Source organism: Cyclobacterium xiamenense (genome assembly GCF_900109255.1).
GTDB classification, from domain to species: domain Bacteria; phylum Bacteroidota; class Bacteroidia; order Cytophagales; family Cyclobacteriaceae; genus Cyclobacterium; species Cyclobacterium xiamenense.
Genome location: NZ_FNZH01000003.1, coordinates 757,537 through 769,514 on the forward strand (window position 1 = coordinate 757,537; position 11,978 = coordinate 769,514).

Annotated in this window: 12 protein-coding genes; 2 read left to right on the forward strand and 10 right to left on the reverse strand. The window is 48.4% G+C overall.

Features of this window, described 5'->3' with window-relative positions; genetic code table 11:
* Positions 1-13: 13 nt before the first annotated feature.
* Both purB and BMW71_RS12870 read right to left on the reverse strand, forming a co-directional pair.
* Complete coding sequence (gene purB, locus BMW71_RS12865; RefSeq protein ID WP_092174488.1) at positions 14-1,357, reverse strand: adenylosuccinate lyase; 1,344 nt, start codon at positions 1,355-1,357, stop codon at positions 14-16.
* Between the two features lie 138 nt (positions 1,358-1,495).
* Entirely contained in the window at positions 1,496-2,230 is a 735-nt protein-coding gene (locus BMW71_RS12870; RefSeq protein ID WP_177179629.1) for a DUF4397 domain-containing protein, read from the reverse strand.
* A gap of 201 nt (positions 2,231-2,431) precedes the next feature.
* On the opposite strand from BMW71_RS12870, the gene BMW71_RS12875 reads away from it, so the two are divergent.
* On the forward strand, positions 2,432-3,532 hold the full coding sequence (locus BMW71_RS12875; RefSeq protein WP_177179630.1) for a ferredoxin--NADP reductase: 1,101 nt from the start codon (positions 2,432-2,434) through the stop codon (positions 3,530-3,532).
* On the forward strand, positions 3,532-4,038 hold the full coding sequence (locus tag BMW71_RS12880; protein WP_092174492.1) for a hypothetical protein: 507 nt from the start codon (positions 3,532-3,534) through the stop codon (positions 4,036-4,038). Before BMW71_RS12875 ends, BMW71_RS12880 begins: the two co-directional genes overlap by 1 nt.
* A 25-nt stretch (positions 4,039-4,063) precedes the next feature.
* On the opposite strand, the gene BMW71_RS12885 is transcribed toward BMW71_RS12880, so the two are convergent.
* The 8 genes from BMW71_RS12885 to BMW71_RS12920 all read right to left on the reverse strand — a co-directional run bounded on the left by BMW71_RS12885 (position 4,064) and on the right by BMW71_RS12920 (position 11,829).
* Positions 4,064-4,978, reverse strand: coding sequence for a DUF4097 family beta strand repeat-containing protein (locus BMW71_RS12885; RefSeq protein ID WP_092174495.1), 915 nt, complete (start codon positions 4,976-4,978; stop codon positions 4,064-4,066).
* Positions 4,979-4,996: 18 nt separating this feature from the next.
* Positions 4,997-6,022 (reverse strand): hypothetical protein, encoded by a 1,026-nt coding sequence (locus BMW71_RS12890; protein WP_092174497.1) that lies wholly within the window; start codon positions 6,020-6,022, stop codon positions 4,997-4,999.
* Between the two features lie 12 nt (positions 6,023-6,034).
* Positions 6,035-6,796: a hypothetical protein gene (locus BMW71_RS12895; RefSeq protein ID WP_092174500.1), complete on the reverse strand. Its 762-nt coding sequence runs from the start codon at positions 6,794-6,796 to the stop codon at positions 6,035-6,037.
* Complete coding sequence (locus BMW71_RS12900) at positions 6,786-7,355, reverse strand: RNA polymerase sigma factor (protein WP_092174502.1); 570 nt, start codon at positions 7,353-7,355, stop codon at positions 6,786-6,788. The genes BMW71_RS12895 and BMW71_RS12900 overlap by 11 nt, the downstream gene beginning before the upstream one ends.
* A 131-nt stretch (positions 7,356-7,486) precedes the next feature.
* Positions 7,487-8,032, reverse strand: a complete 546-nt coding sequence (locus BMW71_RS12905) for a carboxypeptidase-like regulatory domain-containing protein (RefSeq protein ID WP_143057617.1) — start codon at positions 8,030-8,032, stop codon at positions 7,487-7,489.
* Between the two features lie 56 nt (positions 8,033-8,088).
* The gene (locus BMW71_RS12910; protein WP_092174507.1) at positions 8,089-9,489 is read right to left on the reverse strand and encodes an MBL fold metallo-hydrolase RNA specificity domain-containing protein; all 1,401 of its coding nucleotides are present in this window, start codon (positions 9,487-9,489) and stop codon (positions 8,089-8,091) included.
* Positions 9,490-9,545: 56 nt separating this feature from the next.
* Complete coding sequence (locus tag BMW71_RS12915; protein ID WP_092174510.1) at positions 9,546-11,441, reverse strand: PspC domain-containing protein; 1,896 nt, start codon at positions 11,439-11,441, stop codon at positions 9,546-9,548.
* Between the two features lie 49 nt (positions 11,442-11,490).
* Positions 11,491-11,829, reverse strand: a complete 339-nt coding sequence (locus BMW71_RS12920; protein WP_092174512.1) for a PadR family transcriptional regulator — start codon at positions 11,827-11,829, stop codon at positions 11,491-11,493.
* Between the last annotated feature and the right edge of the window lie 149 nt (positions 11,830-11,978).

Consider the following 11,978-nt stretch of genomic DNA (forward strand, 5'->3'; position numbering starts at 1 on the left):
ACCAAAAAAATTTCTACTTACCGGTGTAATTGAAAGGGCTTATCGCTTTTAGTTCATTTTTGATCGCCTGCGATACCTCCAGATCGTTGATAAATGTGCCAATGCTTTGCTCGGTGATGGCCTGGTTGGTTCGTGTCAGTGCTTTGAGGGCTTCGTAGGGTTTCGGGTAGCCTTCTCTCCTCAGGATGGTTTGAATGGCTTCGGCCACTACTGCCCAGTTATCTTGCAGGTCTTTATTAATCGCCAAAGGGTGTAACTCCAACTTATCCAGTCCTTTTTCCAGGGACAAAAATGCGATGAGCATGTGGGCAAGGGGTACGCCCAAAACTCGGAGAACCGTACTGTCGGTGAGGTCACGCTGCAGGCGGCTAATGGGTAATTTTGCAGAAAGATGCTCCAGTAAGGCATTGGAAATCCCCAGGTTGCCTTCGGCATTTTCAAAATCGATCGGGTTTACTTTGTGAGGCATGGCAGAGGAACCGACTTCGCCTGATTTGATTTTTTGCTTGAAGTAGTTCATGGCAATGTATTGCCAGGCGTCACGACTAAAGTCTATCAGAATCGTATTGATTCGTTTGAGGCCGTCCATATGCGCGGCCAGATGGTCGTAGTGTTCGATCTGCGTAGTAGGAAAACTGCGTTTTAAGCCAAGCTTTCCAGCGACAAATTCGTTCGCAAACAGTTGCCAATCGATGTGCGGATAGGCCACGTAATGGGCATTCAGATTGCCTGTCGCGCCGCCAAATTTCCCCACAAAAGGGATTTGTTGTAAGAGGGTCAGTTGCTCCTCCAGACGCTGGACAAAGACTTGCAGCTCTTTTCCAAGCCGGGTGGGGGAGGCGGGCTGTCCGTGTGTTTTGGCCAGCATGGGCACTGCCTCCCATTCTTCTGCCCGTTGCTGGATTTTCTCTCGTACTTTTTCCAGAGCAGGCAGGATGATGCCTCGAATACCGTCCCGGTACATAAGGGGTATCGCGGTATTGTTGATATCTTGAGATGTCAGGCCAAAGTGAATGAACTCCGAGATCTGAGCCAACCCCAGTTTCTCAAACCGTTTTTTTAAAAAATACTCCACGGCTTTTACGTCGTGATTGGTGGTTTTTTCGATTTCTTTGATCTCCTGCGCATCCTTCTCGCTGAAGTTTTCTTCGATTTGCCGGATTGCGGCAAAGGTACCCTTGTCCACCTGGGCAAGTTGCGGTAAGGGAAGCTCACAAAGGGCAATGAAGTACTCGATTTCGACGGTGACCCGGTAGCGAATCAGGGCAAACTCAGAAAAATAGGCCATCAAAGGGCTGGTTTTGGAGGCATACCGTCCGTCAATGGAGGAAATTGCAGTGAGTGGGGAAAGAATCATACGTTTCGTTAGTCCGTCTAATGGAGGTACAAAATTAATTTATATTTGTCAAACGGCGAACCTCCGCTCCTATAATATTGAAATAAAAAAGCCCCCGTTTGCACTGGGGGCTTCGTGAATCCGATCCCGAATGGGTAGTTAATAGTTGGGATAGTTTCGGATCAATTGCAGGTGGAGGCCTTGTTCGGTAGTACTCGCAGCCTGTTGGTCGCCACGCAGGATCAGCGTGTAGATTCTGCCTTCTCTCAGGTGTACTTCGTTTAGCCGGGCCCATTCCTCGTTTCCGTCAGCATCCATGAGTACCAGGTCGGTTTCGCCCGCCGATACATTGATAAAGTCGGTTATTTCCATGTACTCCTGCTCAGAAAAAAGAGGATCGGATACCCCGGACCGGTAAACCGCTATTTCTGGGCTGTCCGAAGAGAGGTGAACCAGGCGAATCAGGGCATTGCCTGATTCCGGCAAATTCAATTTATCCTCAGTAAACAGCGTTTTGATTTCTCCCCCCTGTTCGGTCATAAAAAAGGAATAGGCTTTTTCCACCTCAAGGGTTACTGCTGTATCGAGCAGCGATTGATCAGTGGCCGGGTCTTTGAAAGAAAAATTCCTACTGCCGGTATAAAAATACCAGTAGTCGATGTAATGGCCAAAATCAAAATGCCTCCGGTCATACACCCGTTCGTCTACGGTGATCTTGATTTCCCGATCCACCGTCGTTCCATTAAAAAAGGAAACATAGGCCGTGGGCGTATTGTCCACGGATTCCTCGTCCATGTTTAGGCAAGAAACGCCTACGGATAGTAAGAGGACGAGTGCCATTCCTTTCCAGAGGAGGCGAATTTTTTTCAGATACGTTTTTGATTGGGATGTCATGTAATAGTTTGGTTTAATCATTTGTTCCCATTACGTGAAATATTCCCAAAGTGCGACTAATCCAGGTAAAAAAAACAATTCCAGGCAGAACCATATAGGCGTCGGCCGGGTTAGGTTACTAATAGTTCCTTCCGATTCTGTATTTATGGAATCGGTTGTTTAATTTTACACTGAAACCTGTTCAATTTATCATTTATAGAAATGCTGTTTAATTTATTCAAAAAAAACAAAGATGAGGGGGATCACAAAGAAGAAGCGTATCTAACCTTGCGTATTCGCGAAACCGTTCGCGAAACACCCGATACCCTAACGGTTTATTTTGAGCAGCCCGAACCCTTTTTGGATTACAAGCCGGGTCAGTTTTTGACGCTTATCCTGGAATTGAACGGAAAGCAGGAACGTCGTTCCTACAGCTTGAGTACCTCGCCCTTTGTAGATCCTTTTCCCGGAATTACCGTAAAGCGCCTGGAAGGGGGCTTGGTCTCCAACCATATCAACGATCAGTTTTTTCCGGGCAAACGAGTGACCGTCATGAAACCGCTTGGAAATTTCGTCTCGGATTACCATTCGCAAAACCGTCGGCTATACGGGATGATTGCTGGAGGCAGTGGCATCACTCCCATTATGGGAATCATTAAAACCATACTGATAAACGAGCCACTTTCTACCGTTCACCTGTTGTATTGCAGTCGTTCTCAAGATAGTATCATTTTCAACGAGGCGATTGAAGCACTACAGAAAAGCAACCCTGGCAGATTGCAGGTGTCACATCAGCTGTCCCAGCCAACGGATGGTTGGGAAGGACCCTGTGGAAGGTTGGACAAAGGTAGGGTGGTGGGGTATTTCAAAAATCTCCTAAAAGAATCCGGTTTGGAGTCCCGATTTTTCATCTGTGGTCCAGAGGGGATGATGCGCAGTTCGCAGGATGCCCTCATTGAACTGGGCGTTCCGAGGGAGGCCATTCGCACGGAGAGCTTTTACCTGGACAAAGTAGAGAAAAATACCGACGAGGAGACCCAAGATCTACTGAGCCGATCAATCACCGTGGAGTTGGAGGGGTCGGAGCATGTCGTCGACGTGCTACCGGGCAAGACCATTCTCGAAGCCGGGCTGGAGGAAGGGCTGGACATGCCCTATTCGTGTCAGAGTGGTTTGTGTACGGCATGTCGTGGTCGATTGATCGCCGGAAAGGTCACGATGGACGAGGATGCCGGGTTGAGTGAGAAGGAAATAGCCGAAGGCTTTATTTTATGCTGCTCCTCTAAACCTGCTGATTCCGAGGTAAAAGTCCGCATCGAGTAATGGATAACGATGAGCGACTCCTTCGATTAAAAAAGGATTTCAGGCTGTTGGAACGGAACGTTTTGCTACTTATCGCAATACCTCTGTCTTTTTTTGCCTTTGCCTATCTTTATTCCTCTAGCGACACCCTTTCTTTTGACCTTCCCGTCCTTCCTCCGGTACTTGCCTACCTGGGGCTGGGCACGGTGGCGGTGCTTTTGGTGATGCAGCAGGTAGCATTTGAAAGGAGGATACAGCTGGTAAAAAAGAGTGATTCAGAACTACACGAACGGGTCAAACGCTATGCCCAAGCCACCTTTCTGCGGTATTGGCAGTTGTTTTGGGTGGGGGTAATCAGTGCGCTGGGGCTGTTTTTATACGATAATCCCGGATTCACCATCGGTTATGCGTTGACCTTGCTTTTTGTTTCCCTGGGGAAGCCGACACCCCATCGCATTGTGACCGCATTGCAGCTAACTAAGGGCGATAAAGACCTGGTCTACCAAATCAATAAAAGAGAGGACTGATAGACCAGGTCGTGTTCCGCTACACTTAAATAGGTAAAATGGCGATATTTCCAGAGCTAATCTTTCCTTTTATGGTGGGGAAGTCGCCGTTTCGAATGTGTAGGGATCCGGGCTGGGTTTGGCTGGCCACACGGATGTTTCCACTTCCTGCCTGTAAGTCGAAATTATAGGCGGCCAGGTCACTCATGGTGCGTACGTTTATATTGCCTGATGAGCCGGAAAAATAGGTGTCTTGCCCCAATCCCGCCTGGTCGGCATTGATATTACCGGAGGTGATTTCCAGTTTTCCCAGCACCGCAATTTGTTTGAGCCGCATGTTACCAGAGGTCAGGCGGGCGTTGACCACTCCTCCGATGGAGGAAGCATTCAATTGCCCACTCGTGGCTGTGAAAGCCAGGTTTCCGTTGATTTGGTGCAGATGTGCATTCCCCGAGGTCAGTAGACAGGTTACATCGCCCTGGACCGATTCCAATCGTATGATACCGGAAGACCCCTTGACCCAAACGTCCCCGGCTATTTCCCGAGCATGGATTTGTCCGGACCCAACCTGAAGTCGGGTCTGGGCTGCCCGTACGCCTGAGACAGATAAGGAACCCGAGCCATTGACAAAATCGAGTTCAATCGAAGAGGGGCCTTTGAGGCGGATAAATTTTTTGCTACGACCATTTTCTTTGGGCGGGTCGTAAGCGATCTTTAGTGTATTTCCGACGGTTACCATTAGTAGGCTTTTGTCGGTGTTTTCGGTGTTGCCCAAGGAGGCCTCCAGCTGTATCTCTTCCAGTCCCTCCTGCCCCTGATACCATACCTCGATTGCCCCGGCATTCAGTTCCAGCTTTTGAATGCCGGAGAAGGTTTTTTGAATCAATTCCTGGGACTTTACTGCATGGCTTCCCAGTAGGAGTAGTACAAAGAGGACTCGGAAATTCGTCGTTGATGTCATGGTGCGTGTACGTTAAAGTTAAAATACGATGCCGAAACTCACGGGATGCAACTCCGGGCTTAGCGATTGGTGAAACAGCGGGTTGAAATCATAGGTGGTAAAGAAGGTAACGCTCTTGAAGCCCACCTCCCCCCGGATACCGTACCGAAAGTTGTTCAGATAGCTTCCTGCAGGTTCTTTTTCTTTTTTCCTACCGGATCCATTGAGTTCCCGGTAGACAAACTTGCTTCTTCCCCCAAGCCGATAGCCTGCATACGGTCCGATACCAATGCGAAGCCCGTTTCTGCCGGTATCGTTGATTTTGCCGAAATCCACTTTGAACATGGTCAATGCATTCAGGTAGGAAGCGGAGATTTTACTCTTAAAGCCGTTTACGTCGGTTCGGTTGACGAATTGAATGCCATTTTCCGACCCAATGACCTGGTACCGGGGGTTGTCCAGTTTGAAATTGTACCAGCTTACGCCCAAACCAAAATCCCAGTAAGCGCCTTTGCTGAGTCGTTGGCTGGCCATCCAATGAAAGCCCACGTTCCAACTGCCCCAGCCCTTGGGACCATATGCAGCGCCTGCTCCAGGTATGGTGCCCGATTCAAAATAGCTGTTGATACCGATATCGGTATTAAAATAGGTACGAAACGAAGGATCCTTCTCTTCTTTTGGGCTCGTTTCGAGTTTTACTTTCGTTCGGTTACCGGTTTCGTCCACGATCAGTTTGTACCTACCGACCGTGACCTCTGTTTCTCCTACATCTTCGTAAATACTCACGATTTCTTTGTGACCGTCTTTCTGCCGGATTTCGATGACGGTTAGTTCCCCGTTATTTTTGGTATCGGGGATGTTCAGCTCCCGGATAATCTGATTGATGTCCATGTTTTTCAACCGTTCAAAGTCATCGGGATTGTCTACTACAAATACCATTTTTCCGGAGTTGCCAAATTCTACAATGATACTATCGTTTACTGGCCGCGGATCCGGAAGCACCGGGCTGCCAAAGGCCAATTCAACCAATGCCATGAGGAGCATGGCGAGTACGTATTTCTTCATTTTTCTTCGGTTTTATTTCGTGTTCTTTCGTTCTTTTTTGGAAGTCAGGGAGGCGAAAAGGGTGTTTTTTGCATCTTGTAGTTCGCCAAACCCTTCGTCAACCTTGCTGATAAATCCCCCGATTTTCGTTTCCAGTTCGTCCACCAGTTTTTCTTTTTCAGGCTGCAGCGCATAACCTCTTGAAACGATCCGCACGGTATACGTATCCGTGGTCGCAGTTCGGGCGTCTTCTGGTAAAGGGGGCATTTTTTTCGCCAACAACTCGTCGCCAGCTCCCCGGGTGGGAGCGTGGATTGCTTCCAGCTGCTCACGTACGGGTTTCTCCGGAACCGCGGAAATCAGGCGATCGGTGGCAGGGAGAGTTTTATGACGTTCCTCTGAAGACTTTTCGATCGGATTCCGGCTCTCCCTGTCTGCTGGTTTAGGCCTGTCGGGTTGCGCCGATGGTTCTTTCGTGCTTTTTTCAGCTGGCTGATTGACTGCGGTGTCCATTTCCTCAGGTATTTCAGCTGGACGTATTTCCTGAACCGACGTTTCGTCAGCGGTCATTCGCCGGGTAGAATCGGGAAGCTCTGCCAGGTGGTAAAACAGCCAGGTAAGTCCAAGCAGCAGGGCAAGCCCGGCGGCCCATTTCCACCAGATTGGCAGTGCCCGCTTGTTTCGTTTATCCAGCCGGTCTGAAAGCTGCTCCCAGACCCTTTCTTCGGGACGGATGCGATGGTTTGCCAGGGCATCCCGAAAAAAGGCGTCTGGATTTTTTTTCTTATCTCCCATTTTTTTTTACCGTTTTGGTGGATGTGGTATTGAGTTTTTGCTGCAGGATAGCCCGGGCGCGGCTCAACTGAGATTTGGACGTGTTTTCGGATATATCCAGCATTTTACAAATCTCCCGATGGCTGTATCCCTCTATCGCAAACAGGTTAAAAACCGTTCGGTAGCCTACCGGTAGTGCTGCCACAAGTTGCAATAACTCCTCCACTTCCAGTACATTCATGTCCGCAGCTGCTGTAAACTCACTTTCCGGATCCTCCAGGTTTACTTCCATGGCCAACTTTTTGTTTTTTCGCAGCGTTTGCAGGGCCTGCGTGACCATCACGCGCTTCATCCATCCCTCGAAACTCCCTTCCTTCTTGTATTGGGAAAGGTTGTCGAATATCTTCATGAATCCTTCCAGCAGTACATCTTGTGCCAGATCCATGTCCTTAACGTAACGCATGCACAGGGAAAGAAAACTTCCGGAATAGCACTCGTACAATTGCCTCTGGGATTTCCGATTCCCTTTCAGGCAACCGTCGATTAACTCTTCTTCCCTAATGCTATTTTTGGCGGACATGCTTGATGGCTTACAGTTAGGTAGATGCTAGCTTTGCGAAAATGGTTGCATGGCTGATTAAAAATAGGTAAAAAAAGTAGCAAGCCCTTGGGCTTTCTGACAAAAAGGGATTGAAAATCAAGCAACTGGCATCAGTAGCTTGCCATGTAATTGATGGTGATTTGGGTAGTTTCCCAGGCGTTTTCTGTCACCGTCACGGGATGCACGTAGCTATCCAGATCGAACACGTTGGCGAAGTAGCCGTTTTCTTCTACCGTAAACAGCGAATACGTACCGGGCGGAAGCGGCACTTCAAAGAACCCGGACTCATCCGTTTGTACCTCAGCAACCAACGCGGTTTCGATATCACCAAACAGGTAATCGCCCAGACTGGCCTGATTGATATGGGTGAGCTGATGGATCCGTAGGGTTCGTTGGATGGGTTTCTTTTCGGGGGGAAAGCCGGGTTGTCCCGCCGATTGGTTGGCTTGTGGCATTCGGTTGCCTTCCACCCAAAACACCTGTCCCCGGATTCCTTCTCCGGTATCGGTTTCAGGCGTTTTTTTGGTCGATTCTTGTTTTTGCCCGGCGACATCCTTTTCACTGGAAGGATCGGACAATTGACGGCTGGATTTACAAGAATACAGCAGCGACGCGCTAAGCAAACTCATTGCTAGTAAAAGAAGGAATCGTGTCATGGGCGCCTGTTTTTGTATACGGTGCTACCTACGGATCTTTTTTGGAAATTTACTTATCATATTCCGGAGAACAATTCGAAGGATTCCATGTACCCGGGACAAATGGTATTCCACGCGTACGTGTCTTTCAAAATTCCGGCCAGTTTTTCGCTGGCTTTCTTTTCTCCATGTACTAAAAACGTGTATTTCGGTTTTGAAATAAAATTTTCACACCAAGTGACCAACTCGGCTTGGTCTGCATGGGCAGAAAGCCCATCTATGAAGTGGATGGAGGCCTTTACCGGCACGTCTATACCATAGATGCGACAGGTATCTTCGCCATCCAGGATTTTCCGTCCCCGCGTACCCTCGGGCTGGTAGCCGACGAATAATACGCTGTCATTTTCGTTGGGAAGTCGGTGATACAAGTGGTGTAGGATTCTCCCCCCGGTCGCCATTCCGCTTGCCGAAATAATAATTGCGTCGCCCTTTATGTGGTTAAGGCTCATGGAGGCTTCCTGTTCCCGGTAATAGTGGAGGTTGGGATGCAAGAATGGATTGGCTCCCTTTTCTTCCAGGGAGGGACCCAGGTGGTGGTAATGCACAAATTTTTTATAGAGTTCCGTCACGTTGATGGCCATGGGGCTATCCACGTAAATTGGTATCGCTGGTATCAGGCCTTTTTCCTGCAACCGATGCAGGTAAAACAACAGCATTTGTGTTCGGCCTACGGCAAAGGAGGGGATTAGGGACACTCCTCCACGCTGATAGGTTTCCCGAATGACGCGGCCGAGGCGTTTGTCTATATCGATGGATTCGTTGACGCGATCTCCATAGGTGGATTCCAAAAATAGTACGTCTGCGAAAGGGATATCAGCGGGCGGGTTTAAAATGGGGTCGCGGTACCGGCCCAAATCACCCGAAAACACGAGCTTTTTTTCCTGGTTCGCTCCTGTTACTTTGAGTTTGATGATAGCTGCCCCCAGGATGTGACCGGCATTGTAGGCGGTGAGCTGAATGTGGTCAGCTATCGTTACCTCTTCTTCGAACGAAATGGCTTTGAGCATGGGAAACACCCTTTCGGCATCTTCCTGGGTAAACAGTGGCAGGGGCTTTTGGTGCTTGGAGTAGCCTTTTTGGGCAGCAAATTTGGCCTCTTCCTCTTGGAGCTTACCGGCGTCCAACAAAAGAATTTTCACCAGCTCCAAAGAGGCTTCGGTGAGGTAGATCGGACCAGAAAACCCCTCTTTAACCAGTTTGGGTAAGTACCCGGAGTGATCAATGTGCGCGTGCGTCAGTATAATGGCGTCTATTTTTGCAGGATCGGTTGGAAAAGATTCCCAATTCCGCAGGCGCAATTCTTTTAACCCTTGAAAAAGCCCACAGTCGATCAATAGTCGAAATCGGTCGGTCTCCAGAAGGAAGCGGGAGCCGGTGACCGTTCCGGCTCCTCCCATAAATTTAACCTTTACATCCATATACGTTAGCTGCTTTCAGAAACTGAAATTAACGAAAACCAGGGAAAGACAATCGCTTATTCCATAAAATAGCGGTTTTGAAACAATGCTCTGGACACACTGTCAGCAGGGGATTGCTTGTGGTCGTTGATGCAGTTCAGGCAGAGCAAGCCGTCCTCATTAAAAATCCAGTGATGGCTGTTGGAAATGTCCCGGCTTTTATACCCATCACGAGCCAGTGTGTTTTTTAGGATAGGTAGCAGACTGCGGTCCATTACAAAGGGTTGATTGTATGGGAGGTACATTGTTTGGTTTAGCTGCTGCATACGAAATTTTACCCCGCTGGGAAAATTAAGCGTTTTTCCCAATACCAGTACGGAATCGGTAAGTTGTGCACTGTAGTTCACCGAGGAGGCATTTTTCAGCGCATCTTCGTGGGTGGACCCCCTGGAAGAAAAGGTTTGGTTGAGAACGACTTTGTCCTCCGCATGGCCCCGTAATTCCAGGCGTACCAGCCCCCAATCCTTGTTTTCGAGCAGGGAATCTTCCGTTCGCACAACCAGCGTGCCGGAGGGGACTTCCAATTGCTTTTCCACCGCATGGGTGGCGTTCGCATTAAATTGGCCGATGATTTTTGGAGCCTGAAAAGCGACCAATAGAATGCTCAGCAGCCATATCCCAAAAAGCACCAGACCAAACCGGCCATCTATCAGGTTGCGCTTGATCAGCACACTTATACCCAGAATTACCAGGACAATACTCGGGATAAGTACGAGTATGGACACGGTAATTGCAAGCCAGATCGGCAATAACTCTGCCAGCGAGTCGATCGGGAATCCATCCAATACGTATGCCCACCCTTCGTTGGTCAGGATGTCGGTGTAAATTCCCAGGAATGCCAGGGGCAGGATAAGGACAAGCATGCCGACAAAAAAGATCAATAGTCCAAATACAACGCGTATCAGTTCCACCAGAAATCGACCAAAGGGACCCAGTGCTTTTCCGATTCCATTGATCACCAGTCCCAGAAAGCGAAACGGTGCCAGCACCAGTTTCTTTGCGGTGGACTCTTCCCTGGCGCTTTCGGACGAAAGGTTTTGCTTGATGGTGGTTTCGATATTACTCAATGTGATGGCCCCGCCTTTCATCTCAATCCGTTCTGTAATTGACTTGGCTACGGGCGTAATGATCCAAAGAATCAGGTACAATACAAACCCCGACCCCCCGGCGAAAATCAATCCGACAAAGGCCAGACGCATCCAGATAACGTCCAAATTGAAATAGGCAGCGAGGCCACTTCCTACACCACCCAAAACCCGATCATCTGGGTTTCGGTAGAGTTTTTTTATGTTTTTATCTTCCGGTTTTTCGTGCGATACCGGCAGGATAATCCATAATAGAATATAAGCGATGAGCGTCCACCAGCCCAGGGCCACTGAGAGCCCGAAGTCGTCGGAAAAGAAGGGAATTGGAAATGATCGGAAACTAAGCCCACCACTAAAGACCAGCAAAATGGTTATCAGGCGGGTCCACAGGGGATCGATCGAAAAGTAGTTCGCAAAACCTGCACAGACACCACCCAGGATTTTGGTGTTTGCGAGTCGGGTTAGTTTTTTATAAGCCTTGCCTGATTTTTGGTCCGGCGGTGTTATGTATTTGTAAAAGTCGTTTTCTTCTTCGCCTGCTTTTTCCCCGTCCAGATCAAGCGCTGAGGCTTTGAAATCTGCGATCGTCCCCATTTTTTCAATCAGGTTGCTGACGTTTTCCGCGGTAATAACCTGCTTGTTGTTTTTTAAATTGCTGAGGAATATTTCCGCGATCCGGTTTTCGATGTCCGTGATGATTTCCTGATTGTCTGCGTACAGCGAAAAGTGCTGATTGATCGCATCCAGGTAGTTTTTTAAAGAAGTATAGCCATCCTCTTCTATATGAAACAGGATACCGCTTATGTTTATACTAATCGTTTTTTTCATGATTTCTTTGGCTAAGGTTAAGAAATAATTGGCACTATCCCGAATGCATTCAGTGGTTTTTTGGTTTTGAAAGCAATTGGTTGACTGCGGAATTCAGGTTTTTCCAGGTTTCCTGCAGTTCGTTCAAAAATTGGTGCCCTTTATCGGTTAGAGAATAATATTTTTTGGGAGGACCTACATCGGATTCTACCTGCTCGTAGGTTGCCAGCCCTTCCTGTTTCAACCGGTGTAGCAAGGGGTAAAGTGTGCCTTCGATGACAATCATTTGAGCGTCTTTTAGTTCTTCGATAAGATCCGAGGCATAGATTCCTCCCCGGCCCACCATATGTAGTACACAAAATTCCACGATTCCTTTTCGCATTTTTGTTTGGGTGTTTGAAGCATTCATGGTTTTTGGATTAATAGCCAGTAGCAGGAACCGGTCTTTCGGTGCACAGGTCCCGCTGGCAAAAATTGTAAGAAAAATAATACCAATTTTTTTCCGGCTACCTGCCGGTACGCGGAACTGTGTTGCCGCAACAGAGATTTTGAGGATAG

Coding starts and splice junctions, on each gene's coding strand:
- BMW71_RS12920 (WP_092174512.1), bottom strand. CDS start 11,829: ATGAATGCTTCAAACACCCAAACAAAAATGCGAAAAGGAATCGTGGAA.
- BMW71_RS12915 (WP_092174510.1), bottom strand. CDS start 11,441: ATGAAAAAAACGATTAGTATAAACATAAGCGGTATCCTGTTTCATATA.
- BMW71_RS12895 (WP_092174500.1), bottom strand. CDS start 6,796: ATGGGAGATAAGAAAAAAAATCCAGACGCCTTTTTTCGGGATGCCCTG.
- BMW71_RS12885 (WP_092174495.1), bottom strand. CDS start 4,978: ATGACATCAACGACGAATTTCCGAGTCCTCTTTGTACTACTCCTACTG.
- purB (WP_092174488.1), bottom strand. CDS start 1,357: ATGATTCTTTCCCCACTCACTGCAATTTCCTCCATTGACGGACGGTAT.
- BMW71_RS12905 (WP_143057617.1), bottom strand. CDS start 8,032: ATGACACGATTCCTTCTTTTACTAGCAATGAGTTTGCTTAGCGCGTCG.
- BMW71_RS12900 (WP_092174502.1), bottom strand. CDS start 7,355: ATGTCCGCCAAAAATAGCATTAGGGAAGAAGAGTTAATCGACGGTTGC.
- BMW71_RS12875 (WP_177179630.1), top strand. CDS start 2,432: ATGCTGTTTAATTTATTCAAAAAAAACAAAGATGAGGGGGATCACAAA.
- BMW71_RS12890 (WP_092174497.1), bottom strand. CDS start 6,022: ATGAAGAAATACGTACTCGCCATGCTCCTCATGGCATTGGTTGAATTG.
- BMW71_RS12880 (WP_092174492.1), top strand. CDS start 3,532: ATGGATAACGATGAGCGACTCCTTCGATTAAAAAAGGATTTCAGGCTG.
- BMW71_RS12870 (WP_177179629.1), bottom strand. CDS start 2,230: ATGACATCCCAATCAAAAACGTATCTGAAAAAAATTCGCCTCCTCTGG.
- BMW71_RS12910 (WP_092174507.1), bottom strand. CDS start 9,489: ATGGATGTAAAGGTTAAATTTATGGGAGGAGCCGGAACGGTCACCGGC.